The sequence below is a fragment of the Ructibacterium sp. SJQ-7 genome (genome assembly GCF_054696575.1).
On the sequence record NZ_CP195193.1, the window covers coordinates 191,083 to 214,360 of the forward strand.

Sequence of the window (23,278 nt, forward strand, 5' to 3'; positions counted from 1 at the left end):
ACATTAACAACTTTAACATCCTTGCGATCGGCATAATCTATTGTGTTCTTTGTCCCACTTGGCTGACCGTTTCAAACGGCAATTACAAGGCTTGAACGGTCAACCATCCATTCATTGCGTTTTTGATAGCAAGCTCTATAATAGTGATCGCTGATTATGGTTACATAATCGGCATTTTTTAATATGCGGTTATACCGCCGTTCTTCAAAGAATCCACGCCGTTTCTCAAAATCGGGGTGCGGTATGGCACAGATGAGGCGCAGAGCGTCATTCCGCTTTTTCTTTTCAAGCACAATTTCAGCCGCCCATATATCCGTACCTTTTGCCATACCCGTTATAAAAGTTACATATCCGTCCGCTATTGCATTGTCAATAGCCTTTTCCAAAAGATGTTTTACCTCATTTTCGGAAAGGCTTAATTTTTCCGGGCGATGTCCCGTAAAGCAGCACCTGTGTAATCGTTTTTCATTTTCCATAATAAATATTCCTTCTTCTGTTGAAAATTCAATGCAATTAAACTATTTTTCAAATTCTTTATTTAATATCTCATACAACTTTTCGGGGCTTTGTATAAGTTCGCTGATATGATAGTATGAATGTTCTACATCATCCCAGTAAAAAATCATATAACCGTGTTTAAGCAGAATAATCTCAATGTCGGGATTATTACGAATATCATTTTTGAAATACGATAAAACCTCGCTATATTCCACAGAAAACTCCTTTCTCCGTCAAATGTTTAATTACAACGATTTTTGGACAAAATAAAAAATCGTAAAACTGATAGTTAAACGATTTACACTTCATATTATTTGAATTTTCAGGCATTTTATGAATATTTGACGGCTTATCAAGACGGATTATACATTTTTCCGAGCCGATCCATTTCTTTCGCCTTATGTTCCGGCAGAGAGTGAGCGTATATGTTCAGCGTTACTGTCGGCGAAGCGTGTCCGAGTATTTCGGACAGAGTTTTTATATCCATTCCGATTTCCAAAGCTCTTGTGGCAAAAGTATGCCGAGTTGTATGAAACTTTACATCACGAATGCCGAGTTCCTTCAAAATCGCCTTATATCGCCGTGCATAAACAGTCGGCTCAATAAACTTTCCCTTGCGGTTAATTAAAAAACCACCTCCGTGTTCAATCGCTTTGAGCTTTGCGGTTAAGATAATCCATTATTACCTCCGTATAAATGCAGAAAGTCACGCAAGAAAGGGCTTGCGTGACTCTCACACTCATTAGAATTTGCCGTTTTGATTCTGCCAAGTTGATTTATCGGCAATAGTCTCCATTACATCCCAATGTTCTGCAATTTTGCCGTTTTCAATTCTCCACAAATCATAATAAGATGTAGGTGCTCCGCCGAAAGTTCCCTCGCTGACTGCAAGCACATAATTGCCCTGTGCAAGCACCTGATGAACAGTAGTATAAATCATCTGGATGCCTTGTTTGCCGAGTGATTCAAGTGTTGCACCAAGTCCTGAAAGCCCGTCGGCAATACCTGTGTTATGCTGAATGTAAGTATCGCCATCAAAGTAATCAGGCGTTTTTTCGGGACGATTGCCTTGCATTACATCATAAAGAAAGTTTTTTATGAGTCCGCGGTTTGACTCTGTCTTATCAAGGTCGTTGATTTCCATAGTGCCGTCTGTTTGCGTGTGACCTGACGGGTTCGGCTCTGCATTGTTTGCAAGGTTGTCCCAATGTTCTGCAATTTTGCCGTTTTCGTCGAAGCGGAAAATGTCAAAGGCAACCTGCTCGCCCACACCTGCAAAGTTATAAACTGTCTGCAAGAACACCTTGTCGCCGTCCTCAAAAGCACGAATGTTGTTTACAGTTGTTTTTATGGGAGCTGAAGCAAGGTAGGAAACAGAGCCTACAAAAGCATCCCTGCCTGTGTCGTATGCGAGATTGTGCTGAATGTAATTTTCTGCAAGAAGCTCGGAAGCCTTTTCTGTATCGCCTGTGGCAAAAGTGTTAATAAGTGCAATAGCTTTTTCTGTATTTGTCATTGTGATTACCTCTTTCTTGTCGTTTTGGTTATTACCAAAGATTTTCTTAAAAATATTCATTTTGGATTTCTCTTTGTCTGTGCTTTGAGTTACGAAACGGCCGTTCTTCGTAGCTCTTGACACTATTATATCAGTGTCGGTATCACTTGTAAAGTAAGCACAATATTGTGCCGTAGTTACCTGAAAGATACTATTGGGCGGTTACCGAACGGAAACTAATGCGTAAACACAAGGGCTTTCGGAGTTTTAAACGCTGAAAATTTTTTAAGATTTTTTTGATTTATGATGTACTTGACGGCCAATAGGGGGGTATGGTACAATTAAATTGTAAATAACAATTAGATATTATGGCGGAGGTAGCATATGAACGAGAAAACAAAAGAACTTCCGGCTTGTCCTGTGGAAACTACCTTGACATTGATTGGCGACAAATGGAAGGTTTTGATATTAAGAGATTTAATGCCCGGAACAAAGCGTTTTGGCGAGTTGAAAAAATCCATCGGTACGGTATCGCAAAAGGTGTTGACTGCACAGCTTCGTGATATGGAAGCGAACGGACTTGTGCACAGAGAGGTATATGCCGAAGTTCCGCCAAGAGTGGAATATTCTTTGACGGAATTGGGTCAAAGTCTCAAACCGATACTTGACGCTATGTGGAACTGGGGCGAGGACTACAAAAACAGCGTAACAGGAAATTAAAACTTTTGTGTGACAACATAATGACAACAGGAATTATGATATACGGTAATTCTTGAATAATTCTTATAACTTGTGCCAAACGGTATATATAAAATCGTTTAAGTCACAGTTGTCAGGAGCGAGTTGGAGTAATATTGTGAAAATTATGATAGGTGATAAAAAATAAGGAGTTTTGAAATGACTATTTTGGATAATACTATAAAAGCATTAAAAAACCTTGGAGGAAAAGCGTCATATTCGGACATATATGCAGAATATGAAAAGGTGTTGGTAATACAATAACTAAAAAAACAACAAGCTGGAATAAGAGCTTGTATTGAACGAAATTCTTCTGATTCTGAGGTGTTTAAAGGCAATGATGTATTTTATTCTGTTTATGGAAAGGGGAAAGGATACTGGGGATTGAGATAATCTTATAACATTAACAAGTCTAATTGTTATAATATAATATAGACATCCTGTTAATTTCATTAAATAAAAAAACAAAGATAGCGTATAAAAATGGAAATAATAAAAAACACTTCAAAATCATTTTACTGCGGTTTTGGAGTGTTTTTTTATTCTGTTACAGTTTATTGTAGAAATGTATTTAAAACATATTGAAAAAAATGTTGTTATATGTTAAAATAAATTGTTAAAAGAAATGGAGGGAGAACATGAAAAAAGTTTTATATATTTTAATCACAGCGATCTCGGTAATGGCATTTTCGGGGTGCGGGATGAAAAACACGGTACAGATTGGTACGGGTGATGTGAACGGTACATATTATGCTTACGGCACGGAATTATCGGAAATATTAAACAACAACAGTGATGTTTATTTTAAAGTACGAAAAACAGCAGGTTCTGCAGCAAATTTGCGTTTAATATCTCAAGAATATGTTGACATTGCGTTTGTACAAAGTGATGTTATGAAAGACGCATACAACGGAACAGGATATTTTGACAAGGAATACAAAGGTTATTCGGCTATTGCCGGGTTATATACAGAGGCGATACAAGTGGCGGTATTGAAAGATTCGGATATAAATTCAATAAGCGATTTATACGGAAAAAGCGTGTCGCTTGGAGAAAAAGAATCGGGTGTATTACAAAATTCAAAACAAATATTATCGGCATACGGTTTAAACGAAAGTATGGTTGACGCTAAGTATTTATCATACACTGACGCAGCAAAAGCAATGAAAAGCGGAAATCTTGACGCATTTTTCTGTACAGCCGGAACACCGACTCGTGCAATAACAGAAATTTCGGACGATATAAAGTTTATCCCTATTGATGGAACTGTTGCTGACAGACTTACAGAGCAATACAACGGATATGTAAAATACACAATAAAAGCAAACACATATGACGGACAAACAGAAGATATTGAGACACTCGGTGTGAAAATGGTACTGATTGCGAGTGACAAGATGGCAGATGACATAGTAAAGTCAATCACAAAAAAGATCTTCGACAACAGCTACAAGTTTGATTTTGCCAAAGATAATACATTCGATATGAACTTTGCAACAGAAAATATTACTATACCGTTTCACAAAGGTGCAAACGAATATTATGCGGAAAACGGAATAAAAGTTGCAACAGAATAAATAAAAAGGGGAAATGCAAAACATGAATCAGATTTCTTTAGATATGTACCAAACGCTTGGTATGGCGGTTGCGGTATTGTTTTTGGGAGCGTTTTTGAAAAAACGAATAAAATTCCTTGAAACATTTTGTATTCCGTCACCTGTTGTCGGAGGGTTGATATTTGCGATTGTTTCGTGTATGCTGTATGCGACAGGAATTTTGGAAATATCATTTGACGAAACACTTAAAAATGTATGTATGGTAATATTTTTTACGTCGGTAGGATTTCAAGCTAATTTGAAAGTATTGAAAAGTGGCGGACTAAGCCTTGTAGTATTTTTAGTTTGCGTAATAGTGCTTATTATAAGCCAAAACCTTGTTTCGGTAGGGTTGGCAAAGTTGGTCGGAGTAAGTCCGCTTATAGGACTTAGCACAGGCTCAATACCTATGGTCGGCGGACACGGTACAGCCGGAGCATTCGGACCTGTACTTGAGGACTTAGGAATCTCGGGTGCGTCAACACTTTGTACAGCGGCGGCAACATTCGGATTAGTAGCCGGCTCACTTATGGGCGGTCCTATTGGCAGACGGCTTATATTAAAGCACGACCTTTTAAAAACTGCCGTTATGGAAGATGATGCAACACTTGTTGAGGATGAAAAGAAACACAAGAGAAGTGTAAGTATGTATGCACCTGCAACATATCAAATTGCCATAGCAATGGGACTTGGAACGATTGTTTCGTGGGCACTGAGCAAAACAGGAATGACATTTCCAATATACATAGGTGCAATGATAGTTGCGGCGGCAATGCGAAACATAAGCGAACACACAAACCTCTTCACCGTAAATATGGGTGAAATAAATGATATAGGTGGTATATGTCTTTCATTATTCTTGGGCATAGCAATGATTACATTGAAATTATGGCAACTTGCATCATTGGCACTTCCGCTATTGATACTTCTTGCAGGACAAGTTGCGTTGATGTTTGTATTTACGTATTTCGTTCTATTTAACGTAATGGGCAGAAATTATGACGCGGCAGTGCTTGCGGCAGGTACTTGCGGTTTCGGAATGGGCGCAACACCTAATGCAATGGCAAATATGCAGGCACTTACAGAAAAATATGTGCCGTCAGTAAAGGCATACTTGCTTGTACCGATTATAGGCAGTATGTTTGCAGACTTTTTAAATAGTTTAACAATAACTTTCTTTATAAATTTGTTCTAAGAGTGATATGGAGGGATTTATTATGAAAAAGAAACCATTTATAACAGTTGAAACAGAAAATCTTGCAGTACCGGAAGTTCATATCGACAAAGAAGATGTAGAAGAAACAACCGATACGGACGATACAGAAACCATTACATATGACAACGTGGCAGTGCCGGAAATACATATAAAACATAAAAATAAATAGTAGATTTTCACATTTTACTTATAAAATGAATAGAAAACCATAAAAAGCATATTATAAATTCATACAGAAAAAACTTTACGGAGGATATAAGTATGAAGAGAGTAATATGCTTTTTTATTTGCGTATGTTTTATGATGCATAGTGTTGTTGTATTTGCCGAAGGCAATACCGATTTAGGACTTAATGCAAAATCAGCAATACTTATGGAAGAATCGACAGGTAATATACTTTACGAAAGCAATCCCGATGAGAGATTACCTATTGCAAGCGTTACAAAAGTTATGACTATGCTCCTTATAATGGAGGCTGTTGACAGTGGAAAGATAAGCCTTGACGATATGGTCACTGTAAGTGAAAATGCAATGAGTTACGGCGGAAGTACAATGTTTTTGGAAACAGGAGAACAACTTACTGTAAATGATATGCTGAAAGGTATTGCGGTTGCAAGTGCGAATGACGGTTGTGTGGCAATGGCAGAACATCTTGCAGGCAGTGAAAGTGCGTTTGTGGATATGATGAATGAAAAGGCGAAGGAACTCGGTATGGAAAATACTCATTTTATGAACACAAACGGACTTGATGAAGATGACCATTATTCAAGTGCAAGAGATGTTGCGATAATGTCAAGGGAATTGATGAAACATGAAACGATTTTCAATTACACGTCAATATGGATGGACACACTTCGCGGTGGAAAGTTCCAGCTTGCGAACACAAATAAATTGATACGTTTTTATGACGGTGCAAACGGACTGAAAACAGGCTCAACATCAAAGGCACTATGTTGTTTGAGTGCGGCGGCAAAAAGAAATGATATGCAGCTTATAGCCGTTGTACTCGGTGCACCGACTTCGGCAGAAAGATTTGCGTCAGCAAAATCACTTCTTGATTACGGATTTGCAAATTATGCGGTAAACACACAAATAACCGCCGGAGATGAAGTGCAGAAAATAGCGGTTGAAAAGGGCGTAGACAAAGAAGTGGGCGTTGTTGCAGGGGACAGCTGCTCAACGCTTGTGAAAAAAGGACAAGAGGACAATATTACCAAGGAAATAAAAATAGACGAAACGATTACCGCACCGATAGAGGCAGGACAAAAAATAGGAACTATGACAATAAGCCGTGACGGTGAAGTTATAGCGGATCTTGATTTGAATGCGTCGTCGACAGTTGAGAAAAAGGGAATAGGACTTATAATAAAAGACTTTTTCGCAACTATTTTCTTCGGAAGCGATAATGATACAGAAGAAAACAGCGAGATTTAAAAAAATATAATAAAATTGTTGACAAAATAATTTATGTATGGTAGTATATATATGGTTAGTGAAAACTAACCATATATATTTAATCTGCCGTTAGTTTATACTAACTAAGAATAAGAGGTGTGTTAAGTGAGTATTGTAATAGTAGGCGGTCACGACAGAATGCACTGCCGATATAAAGAAATATGCAAAAAATTCGGATGTAAATGTAAAGTGTTTACGCAATGTCCTGCGGATTTTAAAAATCAGATAGGCAATCCGGATATAGTTATTGTGTTCACAGGAACGGTAGCACATAAAATGGTAAGAGTTGCGTCAGGTCAGGCTGAAAAGTCGGGTGCAATTATAAAGCATTGTAATTCATCAAGTGCTTGTGCATTGAATGATGCACTTACAGAATGTTTCTGCAAAGCAGTATAAATTTTTTTAATATTGGGTTAGTCTAAACTAATTATAAAGGAGAAAATTTATGCCGACAGAATATATTTTAGCATATCATTGTGCACCGGCATTTGCGGGTATAAAACCGTCTAATATAGCCTCGTGCAGTAAGAGTGACAATCCGAATATAGCGTGTCAAGTCAAAACTCTTAATGAACAGCTTAATAAAAATGATATTTACATAGATGTTTTGTGCGAATGTGGTGAACGTGTGCTTGTTATGGTATATCGAAAGCAGAAACTGTGTGAATATCTGCAAAGAGAGGATATAAAATCGTTTTTGTGCGATAACGGTTATCCGAAAGAGTTTTCATTAACAAAATATTTGGCAATACTAAAGTCAAGGATATATGCACAAAGATTGATGAACAAGGAATTTCCGCACGAAATCGGAGCATTTCTCGGTTATCCTTTGCATGATATATACGGTTTTATAAATCATAAACACCAAGGCTGTCTTTTGACAGGTGAATGGAAAGTTTATGAGAACACAGAGCAAGCAAAAAAATTATTCTGTCGTTATAATAAATGCCGTAAGGCAGTAATTAAAAGAATTAATGAGGGAAGAACTCTAACAGATTTATTTTGTATAGCATAACTGCAAAGGGCAGTTTGTTAATAATTATTTTTTGAGGAGGTTCATACAAATGAGCAAAACAGCAATTATTTATTGGAGTGGTACAGGTAATACCGAGGTAATGGCAAATGCAATATTTGAAGGTGCAAAAGAGGTTAATGCAGATACAAAACTATTTTCAGTCGACCAAATAACAGCTGATGAGGCAAAGTCTTATGATAACTTGATTTTGGGCTGTCCGGCAATGGGTGCTGAAGAACTTGAAGAGGGCGAATTTGAACCGTTTTTCGCAGAACTTGAGGGTAATCTTTCGGGTAAAAATGTAGCATTGTTCGGCTCATACGGTTGGGGTGACGGCGAATGGATGCGTGAATGGGAAAAACGAGTTACAGATTCGGGTGCAAAACTTGCATATGAAAGCGTAATCGCAAATGATTCGCCTGATGATGACGCAGTTACATCGTGTAACGGATTAGGTAAAATTGTAGCAGCGCTATAATTTAAATAGACTTCCCTAAGAGAAAAAATCTGAGTAAATCGTATTTGGTTTGCTCAGATTTTTTTGCTAGTAAAAGCTTGTTTTTTTTTAGCATTTAGAATATAATATAACAAAAAAGAGGAAGTGGAGAAAATGAAGTATTATATAGGAATAGATTTGGGCGGTACGAATATTGCCGGAGGCTTGGTTGACGAAAACGGTAAAATATTTAAGAAAATATCAGTGCCGACAGAGGTTGAACGTGGGGAAAGTGCGATAATTGATAATATCGCCGATTTGTGCGAAAAAATTTGTGATGAAAGCAATATTAAATTATCACAGGTTGAAAAAATAGGTATAGGCGTACCCGGAACGGTTGATTCCGAAAAGGGAATGATTATGTTTGCGTGCAATCTTAATTTTGATAAAGTAAGTGTAAAGCCGATTGAGGAAAAGTGCGGTGTATCGGTTAAAATATTAAATGATGCCGATGCAGCGGCATACGGCGAATATATCGCCTCGGGAAGTAAGGCGGATAGCTTTATTTGTATAACTCTCGGAACGGGAATAGGCTCCGGGATTATAATAAACGGCAAGATATATAACGGTTTTAACGGTGCAGGCGGTGAAATCGGTCATACTACGTTGATAAAAGACGGTGTACAATGCTCGTGCGGTCGAAAAGGGTGTTGGGAAAAATATGCGTCAGCTACCGCACTTGTTGCACAGACAAAAGCTGCGATAAAAAATAATCCCGAAAGCATAATGTCAAAAGAAACAGTTATAAACGGACAAACGGCTTTTCGTGCGGCTGATAAAGGCGATGAAACCGCATTAAAGGTTGTAGAAAAATATATTGAATACGTTGCAGAGGGATTGGTGAATGTAATTAATATATTCCAACCGAAAAAGGTTGTAATCGGCGGCGGTATCAGCCGAGAGGGTGAGCCGTTTATAAGCAGAGTAAGAGAATTTGTTTATAAGTATGATTATAATAAATACCTTGATAAAACCGAAATAACCGCGGCAGAATTGTTTAACGATGCAGGTATCGTCGGTGCGGCATTATATTAATTAAATATAAGGAGAAGGAAATGAAAAAATTATTTACCTTACTAACAACGGCAGCTATGCTATGCAATATGTTTGCGGTTACGTCTTTTGCGGAGAAAAGTGACAAACCGACAAGCAATACAGCAATAACTGCAGTCAAAACAGCACAATGGCGAGCGACCGAAAGCGACAGTACAACGTATGATTTGCGTATTCACGGTTGGTCAGGATGGGAAACGGCGGCATATATGGGTTTTGAATTGCCTGAAAATTTCAATGCGGAAAATGTAGGCAAGGCAGAACTTGTACTCGATACAACTTCTGTCACAAATTCGGGAACGGCATACTTATATGAGGCTGATTATTCGGCTTTTGAAAACGGTATGCAATACACTGTTGCACCGACATATACCGAAAAAGAAATTATGTCGTTCACATCACCATCAAATACAGGTGAATTTAAAATTGATGTGACAGACTATATAAAATCAATCAAGGATAAGGAAAATGTTGCGTTTAGAATAGACGTTAAGTCGCAGAACAACAACACAAACTGGAACATCGGTTCATGTACAAACAGCGGTAATGCACCGAAGATTGTAATAGGCGATGATGATAATACAATAAAAAATGCGTCATTTTCTGACGGTGATGTAAATTGGACTATTACAAACAGTGAAAATATGACAGTATCTGACGGCAGGTTAAACGCAAGCGGTACAGATTACGAGGCGCAAATCAGTCAAACGGTCGGAAATATGGAAAACGGAACATATACACTAAATGCGTATTTGACTAACGACACAACGGACGGTATTTGCTATTTGTATGCCAAAACAAACGGTCACACAATGGCGTCAACGTCAATACCGATAAGTGACAATGAGAGCAAGGTTACAGTGCCGGGAATTATCGTAGAGGACGGAAAATGTGATATAGGACTTTATATAAAAGGCTCGCAAACTCTTACTCTTGACAAATTGTCTTTTGCAAAGTCGGAGGAGAGCAGAATACCTTTCTTAAAAGGCGGAGAAATTTCAAAGCTTACATATGTAGAAGACAGGGGCGGCAAATTCTATGACGAAAACGGTCAAGAGGGTGATGCACTTCAAATTATGGCTGAAAACGGCTTTAATTTTGCAAGAATCAGAGTTTTAAACAATCCGGGAAAAGGTCACGGAAACGAGTATTATTTGCCTGAAGGCTATCAAGATCCCGACGACTGTCTGGCAATGGCAAGACGTGCAAAGGATAAAGGTATGCAGATAGAATTTACATTTGCATATTCTGATACTTGGTCGGACGGTGAAAATCAGCTTATTCCATATGATTGGCGTCCGTATATTGAGGAAAATAATCTAACGGGTGATGAGCTTGCAACATATCTTGAGGGTAAAATATACGAATTTACAAAGGATATGATGCTTAAATTAATCGAACAGGGAACTTGTCCTGAATATGTTTCGATAGGTAACGAAATGCAGTACGGATTGCTTTACAACAACCATAAGAACAATAACGGGTTCTACAACAAAAGTGATTATCTTACCCGTTTTGTAAATGCAGGTGCAAGGGCTGTTCGCGAAACGTCACCGGAAAGTAAAATTGTTCTTCACAGTGACCACGGCGGTGAACTTTTGAGCAGAAGAAAGACCTTTATTAATGCGCTTGCAAATATTGATTTTGACGTAATCGGTGTTTCGTATTATCCGTATTACACTAAGTCTATTTCGATTGATGATGTTGTGAATGAATTCAATACACTTATAAATCGTTATGATAAAGATGTTATAATAATGGAAACGGGTTACAACTGGAACGAAACAAAGCCTGACGGTTGGGACGGTCAACTTCAGGACAGTGGATATTATCAAAATATTTACGGTGAAACTCAATCGGGACAAAGAGCGTTTTTGACGGAATTGTATGCAAAGCTGAAACAGGTGCTTGGCGGCAGATGTATAGGTGATTTGTATTGGGATCCGGTAATGGTATATGACGGCGGAACGGGTAAAATCGGTTGGGCGATAGATGAGGCAACCGATACAACTCAAGGCAATGTTGTGCCGAATTCGACTATATTTGATTTTGACGGAAAAGCAGTTGAAGGACAAAAGGCGATGAAATACAATACAAACGCAAGCGACAAAATTAATATAACAGGTACAGTCAGCAATGATAAAGGCATTGTTAAAAATACAGAAATAACATTTACGGTAAACGGTGAAAAATATAACGTTTCCACTGACAGATTCGGTAAATACATCGTGTCTGTGCCATATCCGAAAGAGAATAAATTTGATATTTCGGCTAAAGGCTATACGGAAAAATATACGCCGGACGCACCGTATTACGGCGTATTTGTAGAGAATATTAATTTTGAAACATATGCTGACGGAACAGAAGCCGACAGTAAGAACTATATCTCAAAAGTAGACGGTACGATAGAAAATTCAATGTTAAAGTATGATGTTGAATACAGAACAGATATTGCAAATGCAAAGTTTTATGTTGCCGTATATGATGACAGAGGTAATGTGGTTGCGATAAGCGACAAAAACAGAGATAATATAAATATCAAAAACGAAAGCAAGAGTTACACGATAAAGGCGATGTTGTGGAACAGAAATTTAAAACCGTTGTGTAATGTAGAAAGTAAGACTGTTGAAAGATAAAAAGAGCCTGTCAACAAAATGTCGACAGGTTTTAGCGACACTTGTATTAATAAGTGTCGCTTTTTTATATAATAGCATAGAATGGTATGATGGCTGTTTTGTGCTATCTTTTTTTTCGAACACAAACCTTTCAAGAGCAATGTTTGTTGCTATTCTACATAGAATAGACGGTGAAAATGAGGAAGGCGAATGTAAATTTGAAGATGTTCCAAGCGGTGCATATTATGAAAAAGCAGTTGCTTGGGCAAGCACTAACGGTATAGTGGCAGGAATATCGGCAACAGAATTTGATCCTAACGCAGATATTACAAGAGAACAAATGGCAGCGATTTTGTACAGATACGCAAATTACAAGAAGATAGATACACAAGTGGGAGATAACACAAATATACTTTCATATGATGATTATAACGATATTTCTGAATATGCAATTCCGTCAATGCAATGGGCGGCAGGCAGTGGATTAATGGTCGGAAAAACAGACATAACACTTAATCCGAAAGACAATGCCACAAGAGCAGAGGCGGCAGCGGTATTTATGCGGTTTGTAGAAAATTTTAACGATTAAAATAATAGACCCATCAAAAATGCTGGGTCTATTTGAATGTTTTTCTGAATTCGGTTGGCGTAAAGCCTGTATATTCTTTAAAATCTTTAGATAGCTTTTGAATTGTGGAAAAGCCTATTGTATCGGCTATAAAGGCGATAGAATGGTCTGTATACAGTAAATCATATTTGGCGGTTTCCAAACGCATATGTTTAATGTAAAGTGCGGGAGTTATGCCGAAATGTTTATTAAAAATCGATATAAAGTATTTCTCATTAAATCCCATTAAATTTGAAAGGGACTTTACGGAAATTTTTTCGTGAATATGATTTTTGATATAGTCATTTATAAATTTGACAAATTCATCATCTTGTATTTCATTGTGTGGTTTAGCTTTATCGAAACTCAAAAATATTGCTAAAAGCTCAATCAAAATTGATTTTATCATCAGAGCAGATACTGCGTCATTTTTTAATCTGAGTTCGCTTAATTTATTAAAGAGCGATTTTACATAATCCGGATTTTCAATATGAACAACATACGGGAAATCAATTATATCAAATAGCGACTTGCCGTTAATTGTTGCAAAAAAATCACACCAATATTTATTGTAGCAAGTTTCGTTTTGGGAGTATAGCGATACCCTTGAATTTTTCGGCAACAGTACCATATCGCCTTTATTTGGATAAAATTCTTTACCGTTTACCGTTATTTTACCTTGACCGTCTAATATTAAATAAAAACAATCTCTCATACGAGTATGTTCTTCTCTTGACCAATCGGGACATAAGCCGTTGTCTATTAAAATAAATCTTATTTCTAATTTTGAAATGTATTGATTGAGCAGTTGATTTTGACTGTGTGGATTTTCTCCCATATATATCACCTCTAAAAGTATTATAAGAAATATTTATTGTTTTGTAAATATATAAATCTGACTTTTTGATAAAAAGATGTGACTTTTAGATACACAAATTGATATTGGTTATGTTAAAATACAATTAACAGATAAAATGTTTATGGAGGAATAAACGATGAAGAAGAAATTGATTTCATGTATACTGTCGGTGTCAATGCTTTACACTTCAATAGGTATATTACCTGTAAAAGCAGAGAAAATGCCGGCTGAAAAAACAAATGAAACTTATAATGTAATGTTAGAAAAGTCAACATATACATTTGGCAGTACGTTTAATCAGGCAAAAGCATTTAATACATCATCATTATCTGAAACAAAGATTGCCGATACGGGATTGAGCATATCAACAAGCGGTTCAAACTATAGTAATGTTGCAATAATGAACTCAACAACTAAAACTGGAACAGGATATTATCCGCTTGGAATGGGACTTAGCGATAACGGTTATTATTTGTTTATGGGGACAGGCGGAAACAGTAACACATCAATGACGCTTAAATTTGACAATCCGATAGAGTCGGGCAAATATGTAAAGATAACATATGCAAAACCGACTTCGACTAACAACGGAAGTACAAATAGAAGTGCCGGTAATGAAAACACAATGTCAATCGACGGTGAAAAAATAGATGTACAATCAAATTGTGAATTTGATAAGTGGTACACAACAACAGTAAAATTATCTAATCAAACATCGCAGATTGATTTTGCTTTTGGAAAATGGAGCTCAATAGCAATTTCAAAAATTGAAATAGCAGATACGGCAGATATGTTGGAAATTACATCTGACACAACTGAAAAGTATATAACGTCAGAAAATCAAACAGTTCAGTATACTGCGAAAGTTTATAAGAGCATTACAACAGAAAAAGACAAATCAGAGATTGTTTCAAAAGGAAGTGAGGATACAACGGCAAATATCACTTATTCGGTAAACGGATATAACGGTGTATCAATAGATAATAATGGTTCTCTCTCAATTACTCCGTCTGCAACTGCCGGAACAGTAACAGTTTCGGCAGAATGTGGCGGAATAAAAAAATCTATAAATTTAGTACTTAAGTCACTCGGCAATGCGAATGCAGTTGAAATTTACGGTGATGAAGTCGTACATAGCGGAACATCAAAGTATATGGCAATTCCAATCGCAGACGGTGTGGTTATTCCTGCTCGTGATACAAAATGGGAGATAGTCGATAATACAGAAGGAGTGTCAATATCAAACGACGGCACACTTACTGTTTCAGACAGTGCCGCTGACGGTATTGTGAAAATCAAAGCAACGCTTACCGTATCATCTGTTCAAACGTCGGAAGTAACTGATGAATTTGAAGTGACAGTCAGAACAAACAATTCTGAAAATTGTCCGTATGAAGTAAAAGGGCTGTTATTGAAAAACGGTGAAACAGATGTAAAAAATGCAAGAGGTATAGACGGAATAATTGTTGATAAAAAAATCGACAGTACAAACGACTATATTGCCGTTGTGAAAGTATTTGATGAAAATAAAAAGCTAATCAAAGAAAACAAAATTGCTATCGGTGAATTGACTGACGGAGTACAGAAGATAAACACTGATATTGCTTTTGAAAAAGCATCATTCGTAAAGGTATATATAGCAAAAGCAGATGATGAGTATTCAACAAGCGATAATGAATATGATATTGTAAAGGTCACAAAAATTGACGAAAACTTGAATACAGCTATTGTAATGCAAAATAAGAGCGAAAGCGAAACGAATACAACACTTATAATAGCTCAATATAAAGACGGAATATTAAAGCAAATAAACGATAAAGCAGTGAAACTTAAAAAAGGGAAAAATAAAATTGACTTATCGGATATAAAAATAATAAACGGAACTGATATAAAGATTTTATTGTGGAGTGATTTTAATAGTATGACGCCTTTAGCAACAGTGTTTACAGAGATAGGTGGAAATGATGAAAGTGAAATCGGTGAAGTTGTATCAGATGAAATATTTAATACAACAACAGGTGAATATTCCAATATTCCGCTTGTTTCCGATTGGTTGACAGGTGCAAAATCGGGACTTGGTATGGGTGCAGGTGTCATATCACCAAGTAGTGTACCGTATGGAATTGATCCGAATTTAGTTGATGTATCAACTTTGAATGTAAATTATACATATGACAATAATTATCAAGGTGCAACTGCCGATAATGCACTATGGTACAAGACAGGTGCGTTTCTTGCAAGTGCCAATGGGGCAAATAACAGTATCTACGCTCGTGACGGTGCGGATTGGGAGCAACAAGCATTGCCTATCGGAAACGGATATATGGGCGGTATGATTTTCGGACTTCCTGACAAAGACCAAATTCAGATTAATGAAGAAACTTTCTGGGCGGCAGGATACAGAGGAACTCAAACAGAAGTTAATTCAAATACTGTAAACAGTAAAATGAGTGAAGGCATAAACGGTTATATGAGCGTCGGTAATATTTTTGTTGATTTCAATATGCCGAAAGGTGCGACTGTCAATAATTATTACCGTGACCTCAACATTGACGAATCTGTTGCTCATGTGAGATACGAATATGATAATAAAAATTTCAATCGAGAATATTTCGCAAGCTATCCTAAAGAAGTACTTGTATTCCGTTACACAGGTGATGATTTGAAGTTTGACGTAAAACCTGTTTCAATGCACTCGGGTAATGTAACCGTAAATAACGGTGAGATTAAAATTGTCGGTAAATTAAAAGACAGTGAACCGTATTCATCGGGCGGTAATGCGGCATGGAATCAAGAATCCGATTTGGAATATTGCACCATTATAAAAGTTATTGCCGATGACGGTACAGTGACAGACGGATATAATTCAGTTAATGTATCTGACAGTACAGGTGTAACAATACTTGTAGCGGCGGCAACAGATTATGACCCGACTCATTTTGAACTTAATGCAGACGGAACTGTCAATATGTCAAAAACACCGTATAAGAATACACAAGGAGTTAAAGCGGCTGTCAGAAAAGCAGAAAAAAGAATACAAGGTGCGTCTGAATTAACTTATGAAGAATTGAAAAATGAACATATAAAAGATTATAAAGAGCAATTCGACAAAGTACAATTTAGTTTGACGGATAATAATGAAATATGTTCAGTACCTACAAATGAATTGCAATTATCATATAAAAACACAGTAACCACAAAATCTGTTGATAATAAGACAGTCGTTTCATATGATGAAAGTGCGTATGCAAATCTAAATAAGCACCTTGAAGAACTTCATTACAATTATGCAAGATATTTAATGATTTCATCATCGCGTTCTACAACTATGCCGTCAACACTTCAAGGTAAGTGGTGTCAGTCAACCGCTGAAATATGGGGTTCGTGTTACTGTATTAATATCAATATGGAAATGAACTATTGGTTTGCAGGCGGTGCAAATCTTCTTGACAGCGGTAAATCACTTATAGGTTGGTTTAATTCACAAATTCCGGCAGGACGTATAACGGCTAAAAATATGTATAAAGTTACTCCGAAATCGTATACGTTTGAAAACGGCAAGATGACGTTTGCAGACAGTACAGATGATAAAGATGATGTATTTATTATGCACACAAAGCAAGCGATAATGGGTACAACAGATATGACAGGCTCAACAAATATTCAGTCGGCAGGTAATACCGCATGGCTTATGTATAATCTGTGGGATTTGTATCAGACTTCGGGCGATAAACAACTTTTGGCGGACGAATTATATCCGATAATGCGAAAAGCGGCAAATTTCTATACGCAGTATTTGTATCAAAATCAACGCAGAACTACAACAGATACTGAGAAGTATCCTGACGGATATTATTATACTACTTGGGAAGGTCGTTCACCGGAGCAAGGACCAACAGAGGAAGGTATAAAATATGACTTACAGCTTGTTGCGGGTATGTACGATTATACTATAAAAGCGGCAGAAATATTAGGTGTTGATACCGATAAGGTGAGTGCGTGGAAAGAAATAAGAAATCATCTTGAAATACCTGTGGAAATAGGTGGTGACGGACAGATTAAGGAATGGAAAGAAGAAACAAGCTATAATACAGACGCAAACGGAAAAACGTTGGGTGACCCTGTACACAGACATATTTCACATCTTGTTGGTTTGTACCCGGGAACACTTATAAATCGTGACACACCGGAATTGTTAAACGGTGCGAAAGTAGTACTTGAAAACAGAGGTGATGATTCAACAGGTTGGTCATGCTCGAATAAATTCTTACTTTGGGCGAGATGTCTTGACGGCGATAAAGCACTTGAATTATTCCGTTATCAATTAGCACAAAAAACATATGCTAATTTGTTTGATACACACGCACCGTTCCAGATAGACGGTAATTTCGGTTCGGCGGCAGGTGTTATGGAACTTCTTATGCAGTCACAGACGGGAACTGTTTACATACTTCCTGCATTGCCTACAGAATGGAATAGCGGTGAAATAAGCGGTATTAAGGCTAAAAACGGTGCAGAAGTATCTATTAAATGGAGTGATAATAAAGCAACGGAAATAAAGATTACACCGACTGTTGACGGTAATATTACAATCGGTTACGAAAAAGATAATATATTAAAATTAAACGGTGAGAATATAAAGTTTGTAGACGGCAAGTATACTATTGAAAATGCAAGTGCAGGAGAAACATATATATTCACTGAATAATTGTTATAAAAAACTGATATTTAAAGAACGGATATTTAATTATATCCGTTCTTTTTTGCAAAAAACTCTTTAAAAATTCAAAGAAATGTGATAAAATTTTAACAATGAATACAAAAGGAGATTGTTAAATGAAAAATAAAGTAAAAATCGTTACTGCATTACTGATAACCGCGTTATGCACGACTTCGGCATATGCGGCGGAAAATCTTATAAAAAATGATAGCTTTGAAACTGAATTACTCGGAACAAACGGTTGGCGTTTTTCAGGTAGGTACGGTTGGGTTTATGAAAATGAAAACTCTGCCGATTGTACAACAGACGAAGTGCACAGCGGTGAAAAGGCACTTCATTTCAACAGTGCCGTTGTTGCACAGAGAGTTGAACTGAAAAGAAATGTGACATACACACTTGAATTTTATATAAAAGCGAAAGAGGATTGTATTGTAAATGCAGGTTTCTTTGACGGTTCACAGGATTGGCCGGGAAGTTATCCAGTAAAAACGAAAGAAATATCGGTAAATACTGATTGGACAAAGCATACAATCGAATTTGAATGTAACAATACTCAAGATTATTTAGCATATTTTAATTTGTGGGACAAAGTGGACGTTTATGTTGATGATGTTGTATTGAAAGAAGCCGATGGGTACATATCACGTCTTATGACAGGCATTGACGGTGACGGTGCAATAAGTTATTCAGCCGATTATAAAGGCGGTAAGCTGTTTGGCGTGGCACTGTATGACGAGAATAATAAACTTATCGGTTTTAAAAACAATTCAACATCGGGAACTTTTGAAAATGTGAGCGGTTACGGCAAATATACAGTGAAGTCATATTTGCTCGAAGACGATAATTTGCGTTCAAAGACACAAGAAATTGAATATAACAACGACAGCAGTAAAAATGAAGATACGTCAATCGGCAAAGCAAAAAGTCTGACATTATCAGAGCATAATGTGACAATGAATGTCGATGATGAAAATAAAATATTGGACGCCGTTATTATGCCGGAATTTGCGTATGACAATAAGGTATCATGGAAAAGTTCTGACGAATCAATAGTAAAAGTAAGCGAAAACGGTATTTTAACAGCTGTGTCAAACGGCAATGCTACAATTACTGTATCATCAGAGGACGGAATACTTACGGACGAATGTAAAGTCACAGTGACCGACAAAAAATCCGAGCGACTGTCATTGAATAAAACAAGTATAGAGTTAACCGAGATAGATTCGGTTTATCCGTTATCGACAAATATTGAAAATTCCGACTTGGTTTGGAAATCTGACAACGAAAATATTGCAAGCGTGACAGACGGAGTTGTTACGGCGAAAGGCAAGGGCAAAACTACAATTACGGTTTCAACTTCTGACGGTAAGCAAACCGCAAAATGTGCGGTTAATGTCAATACATCTGACAACACTATCACAAACGATACATTTTTTAAAGACACTGACGGCAATTATATATATTCACAGGGCGGTTGTATTCAAAAGTTTGGTGACAAATATTATTGGTATGGTGTAAAATATAAAGAAGCGGATATATATGCTAAAAATCCCGAAAACGGTAAAGCGGGAAATGCCGCTTACGAAACATTTACTTGTTATTCGTCGGACGATTTGGTGAATTGGAAGTTTGAGGGTTATCCTCTTACCGGTGAACCGAACGGTTGGGTTGGCAGAATGGGTGTTGTTTATAATGAAAACACGAAAAAATATGTGTTAATTTCTCAATATGCACCGGGTATGGTTTATGCGGTAAGTGATAAGCCTGAAGGACCGTTTAAGATTGACCATATTCAAAAAACGTTGCCAATTCAAAATGATGTTACAGGTGACCAAACTTTGTTCCAAGATGATAACGGCAAAGCATATATAATATGCTCAAGTGCAAACGGACGTGCTTATCAATATGTAATTCCGCTTAGAGAATCAGACTTTTTGGATATAGACGAAGAAAATATCAAAATGCTTTTCTATGATGAAGACGGCAGTTACATAGATGAAAACGGCAAAGTGGATAAGAAAGACAAAACAGGTATAGAGGGTAATTGTATGTTTAAATATAACAGCAATTACTATTATACAGGCTCTGATTTATACGGCTGGAATTCGTCAAGAGTGTATGTAATGCAGTCTGACAGCATTTTGGGCGATTATAATAAAGATATGGGACTTCCATATATAATGAATAACACACGAGATAGTTTTGCTCACAATTCGCAAGCAGGCTTCTATACAACGATTCACGGAAGTGAAAACGATTTGATTATTTATTGCGGTGACAGATGGGGCGATTTTGCAGGTAACGGAATCGGATATAATCAATGGGTACCGCTATCATTTGATAAAGAAGGCAAACCGTACTTTAACAATCTTCATCAATGGAAGTTGGACGCTGAAAAAGGTACTTGGGAAGTCGGAGAGGGCAATAACTATATTTCCAATCCAGAATTTGAGGCGGACAGAAAAATAACAGCAACACCAACAGGTTGGAAAGTACGTGACAATGTCGGCAATTATTCTGTATCCAATGCGCGCGGAAAGGTTGATAGCGGTAATTTTGTAATACAGGAAACTGCACCGGAAGATTATATTTCAGATTTGTATCAAGAAATAACTGATTTACCTAACGGAACGTATACAATGACTGCGTGGGTAAAAAGCAGTGGCGGACAAAATGTATGTAATGTATACGCACAAAGCGGTGACGAAAAGAAAACATATTCCGTTAAAACAAATATTGATGATTGGAAAGAAATTGTTGTTGCAACAGATATAAAAGTGACAGACGGAAAATGTACAGTAGGACTATATTCGGACGCTCACGCAAATGAATGGGTACAGATGGACAATGTGAGATTGGTTAAAAATATAGAATAGAAATGCAATTCGGAAATCAAGCTTAAAAACTAAGCTTGATTTCTTTTTTTGAAAAAAATCAAGAAATATTGACAAAATCGGTTAGTTGTGCTAAACTAATTAAGGTTAGAGGATACTAACCTTAATTGTGATTTAAAGCAAAGGAGAGATATATTATGAGTACAGCGATTATAGTAGCAGTATTGATAGTTATAGCGGTTATAGCTATTAGAAGTTATGCTAAAAAACTGACTTCGGGGTGTTGCGGCGCTGAAATCGAACACGTTAAGAAAATTAAGGTTGAGGATAAAGATGTGTCACATTATCCGTACTGTGTTCAGATAGGCATAGACGGAATGACTTGCAATCACTGCAAAGCGAGAGTCGAAAATACACTTAACAGTGAGGACGGCGTATGGGCAGAAGTTGATTTAAGTCAAAATTTAGCAACGGTACATATGAAAAATAATTTATCTGAATTATTTTTGAGAAAACTTGTTTCAAGTGCCGGATATATTATGACTACATACAACGTACAATAATATTTACGTTAATATAAATAGCAGAAGATTAAATTCTTCTGCTATTTTTGTGCAAGACTAACTTTCTAATTTTATACATATGTGCTATAATAGTAGTAGTTAAAATATTTGGAGGAATGTATGTAATGAAAAAGAGTAAAGGTATATCAAATCAGATGGATATGCTGAATGGAAGTATTTTTAATAAAATTTTATTATTTGCACTTCCGTTAGCGATAAGCAGTATATTGCAGCAACTGTTTAATTCGGTTGATGTGGCGGTTGTCGGAAGGTTTGCGAGCAGTGAGGCTCTGGCGGCGGTTGGAAGTAACAGTTCGGTTATAAGCTTGCTGATAAATCTGTTTGTGGGAATTTCAGTCGGTGCGAATGTTGTCATAGCAAATTATATAGGGCAGGGGAAAACAGAAAAAATTCAAGATGCAGTTCATACTGTAATGATAGTTTCGCTTATAAGCGGTGTATTTCTGCTTGTGTTAGGATTGATGATTGCAAGACCTATTCTTGAAATTATGGGAACACCCGAAAATGTAATAGATTTAGCGGTATTGTATTTGCACATTTACTTTTTGGGAATGCCGTTTTTGATGATATATAATTTTGGAGCAGCTGTTTTAAGAAGTAAAGGTGATACAAAAAGACCTCTATATTGTCTGATTATATCTGGAGTAATAAATGCCTGTCTTAATTTGCTGTTTGTAATAGTATTTAAATTAAGCGTAGCGGGAGTGGCGATTGCAACAGTAATAGCCGACGGTGTGAGTGCGGTGCTTATAATCTGTTTTCTGATGAATGAAGAAGAAACAATCAGATTAAGGCTTAATAAATTAAAAATAAAGAAAAGCGAATTGATAAAAGTTATCAAAATAGGTGTACCGGCGGGATTGCAAGGAGTTGTGTTCTCTGTTTCAAATGTTTGTATACAGACTGCTATAAACAGTTTCGGCTCTGATGCAGTTGCCGGCTCTGCTACAGGATTGAATTTTGAGTATTTTACATATTTTACAATTAGTGCATTCGTACAAGCGGCAGTGACATTTACAAGTCAAAATTACGGTGCAAGAAATTTTAAACGTTGTAAAAAGATATTCGTATACAGTATGATTTCAAGTGTGGTTATATGCGGATTGATGAGTACTATATTTGTTGTGTGGCGTGACTTCTTCGCAGAAATTTATACTACTGATAAAGCCGTTCTTGAATATGCGTCAATAAGAATGGTCCACGTATTGTTGTTTGAATGTTTGGCAAGCTCGTATGAAATAGGCGGTGCGGCATTGAGGGGATTGGGATATTCAATGACTCCGGCGGTGCTTACTGTATTGGGGTCGTGTGTGTTTAGATTAATATGGATATACACCGTATTCAATAAGTTCAGAAGTTTTGAAATGCTGATGAATGTGTATCCTGTTTCGTGGGTTATAACAGGTATTGCGGTGTTAATTGCATATGCAATGGTGAGGAAAAAGTTGTTTAAAGAAACATAATAAAAATTAAAAAAAACAAATAGTATTTTTAAAAT

Annotated in this window: 20 protein-coding genes; 15 read left to right on the forward strand and 5 right to left on the reverse strand. The window is 36.8% G+C overall.

Translation table 11 applies throughout. The features are described from left to right. Positions 1-71: 71 nt before the first annotated feature. The 4 genes from ACSAMO_RS00925 to ACSAMO_RS00940 all read right to left on the reverse strand — a co-directional run bounded on the left by ACSAMO_RS00925 (position 72) and on the right by ACSAMO_RS00940 (position 2,074). A complete protein-coding gene (locus ACSAMO_RS00925; RefSeq protein WP_499209598.1) occupies positions 72-476 on the reverse strand; it encodes an SLOG family protein in 405 nt (134 codons plus the stop codon). A gap of 42 nt (positions 477-518) precedes the next feature. Beyond that, positions 519-713 (reverse strand): hypothetical protein, encoded by a 195-nt coding sequence (locus ACSAMO_RS00930; protein WP_022229100.1) that lies wholly within the window; start codon positions 711-713, stop codon positions 519-521. Positions 714-850: 137 nt separating this feature from the next. Continuing rightward, positions 851-1,174: a tyrosine-type recombinase/integrase gene (locus ACSAMO_RS00935; protein ID WP_499210112.1), complete on the reverse strand. Its 324-nt coding sequence runs from the start codon at positions 1,172-1,174 to the stop codon at positions 851-853. 66 nt (positions 1,175-1,240) lie between these two features. Beyond that, on the reverse strand, positions 1,241-2,074 hold the full coding sequence (locus ACSAMO_RS00940; RefSeq protein ID WP_499209599.1) for a nuclear transport factor 2 family protein: 834 nt from the start codon (positions 2,072-2,074) through the stop codon (positions 1,241-1,243). A 303-nt stretch (positions 2,075-2,377) separates the two neighbouring features. On the opposite strand from ACSAMO_RS00940, the gene ACSAMO_RS00945 reads away from it, so the two are divergent. The 11 genes from ACSAMO_RS00945 (at position 2,378) to ACSAMO_RS00995 (ending at position 12,765) form a co-directional block, all read left to right on the forward strand. Next, positions 2,378-2,713, forward strand: coding sequence for a winged helix-turn-helix transcriptional regulator (locus ACSAMO_RS00945; protein WP_294668474.1), 336 nt, complete (start codon positions 2,378-2,380; stop codon positions 2,711-2,713). Positions 2,714-3,369: 656 nt separating this feature from the next. Further along, positions 3,370-4,308, forward strand: a complete 939-nt coding sequence (locus ACSAMO_RS00950) for a TAXI family TRAP transporter solute-binding subunit (RefSeq protein WP_499209600.1) — start codon at positions 3,370-3,372, stop codon at positions 4,306-4,308. A gap of 22 nt (positions 4,309-4,330) precedes the next feature. Then, positions 4,331-5,521 (forward strand): sodium/glutamate symporter, encoded by a 1,191-nt coding sequence (gene gltS / locus ACSAMO_RS00955; protein ID WP_499210113.1) that lies wholly within the window; start codon positions 4,331-4,333, stop codon positions 5,519-5,521. A gap of 22 nt (positions 5,522-5,543) precedes the next feature. Next, the gene (locus ACSAMO_RS00960) at positions 5,544-5,711 is read left to right on the forward strand and encodes a hypothetical protein (RefSeq protein WP_443707470.1); all 168 of its coding nucleotides are present in this window, start codon (positions 5,544-5,546) and stop codon (positions 5,709-5,711) included. A 92-nt stretch (positions 5,712-5,803) separates the two neighbouring features. Further along, on the forward strand, positions 5,804-6,976 hold the full coding sequence (locus tag ACSAMO_RS00965; protein WP_499209601.1) for a D-alanyl-D-alanine carboxypeptidase family protein: 1,173 nt from the start codon (positions 5,804-5,806) through the stop codon (positions 6,974-6,976). Positions 6,977-7,102: 126 nt separating this feature from the next. Continuing rightward, entirely contained in the window at positions 7,103-7,393 is a 291-nt protein-coding gene (locus ACSAMO_RS00970; protein ID WP_022229091.1) for a DUF2325 domain-containing protein, read from the forward strand. Between the two features lie 49 nt (positions 7,394-7,442). Then, positions 7,443-8,012 (forward strand): DUF3793 family protein, encoded by a 570-nt coding sequence (locus ACSAMO_RS00975; RefSeq protein ID WP_499209602.1) that lies wholly within the window; start codon positions 7,443-7,445, stop codon positions 8,010-8,012. A 49-nt stretch (positions 8,013-8,061) separates the two neighbouring features. Beyond that, positions 8,062-8,490 carry a flavodoxin gene (locus ACSAMO_RS00980; RefSeq protein WP_443707467.1) on the forward strand — a complete coding sequence of 143 codons (429 nt, stop codon included), beginning with the start codon at positions 8,062-8,064 and terminating at the stop codon, positions 8,488-8,490. A gap of 132 nt (positions 8,491-8,622) precedes the next feature. Beyond that, on the forward strand, positions 8,623-9,543 hold the full coding sequence (locus tag ACSAMO_RS00985) for an ROK family protein (protein WP_443707466.1): 921 nt from the start codon (positions 8,623-8,625) through the stop codon (positions 9,541-9,543). Positions 9,544-9,563: 20 nt separating this feature from the next. Further along, positions 9,564-12,197, forward strand: a complete 2,634-nt coding sequence (locus tag ACSAMO_RS00990; RefSeq protein ID WP_499209603.1) for a glycosyl hydrolase 53 family protein — start codon at positions 9,564-9,566, stop codon at positions 12,195-12,197. A gap of 139 nt (positions 12,198-12,336) precedes the next feature. Further along, entirely contained in the window at positions 12,337-12,765 is a 429-nt protein-coding gene (locus tag ACSAMO_RS00995; RefSeq protein WP_499209604.1) for an S-layer homology domain-containing protein, read from the forward strand. Positions 12,766-12,793: 28 nt separating this feature from the next. On the opposite strand, the gene ACSAMO_RS01000 is transcribed toward ACSAMO_RS00995, so the two are convergent. Continuing rightward, entirely contained in the window at positions 12,794-13,621 is an 828-nt protein-coding gene (locus ACSAMO_RS01000; RefSeq protein ID WP_499209605.1) for a helix-turn-helix domain-containing protein, read from the reverse strand. Between the two features lie 157 nt (positions 13,622-13,778). Between ACSAMO_RS01000 and ACSAMO_RS01005 the strand changes: the two genes are divergently transcribed. From ACSAMO_RS01005 to ACSAMO_RS01020, 4 genes are all read left to right on the forward strand, one after another. Next, positions 13,779-18,350: a glycoside hydrolase family 95 protein gene (locus tag ACSAMO_RS01005; protein ID WP_499209606.1), complete on the forward strand. Its 4,572-nt coding sequence runs from the start codon at positions 13,779-13,781 to the stop codon at positions 18,348-18,350. A gap of 128 nt (positions 18,351-18,478) precedes the next feature. After that, the gene (locus ACSAMO_RS01010; protein ID WP_499209607.1) at positions 18,479-21,238 is read left to right on the forward strand and encodes an Ig-like domain-containing protein; all 2,760 of its coding nucleotides are present in this window, start codon (positions 18,479-18,481) and stop codon (positions 21,236-21,238) included. A gap of 155 nt (positions 21,239-21,393) precedes the next feature. Beyond that, positions 21,394-21,759, forward strand: coding sequence for a heavy-metal-associated domain-containing protein (locus ACSAMO_RS01015; RefSeq protein ID WP_117966386.1), 366 nt, complete (start codon positions 21,394-21,396; stop codon positions 21,757-21,759). 125 nt (positions 21,760-21,884) lie between these two features. Next, positions 21,885-23,243, forward strand: coding sequence for an MATE family efflux transporter (locus tag ACSAMO_RS01020; protein WP_499209608.1), 1,359 nt, complete (start codon positions 21,885-21,887; stop codon positions 23,241-23,243). Positions 23,244-23,278 lie beyond the last annotated feature (35 nt).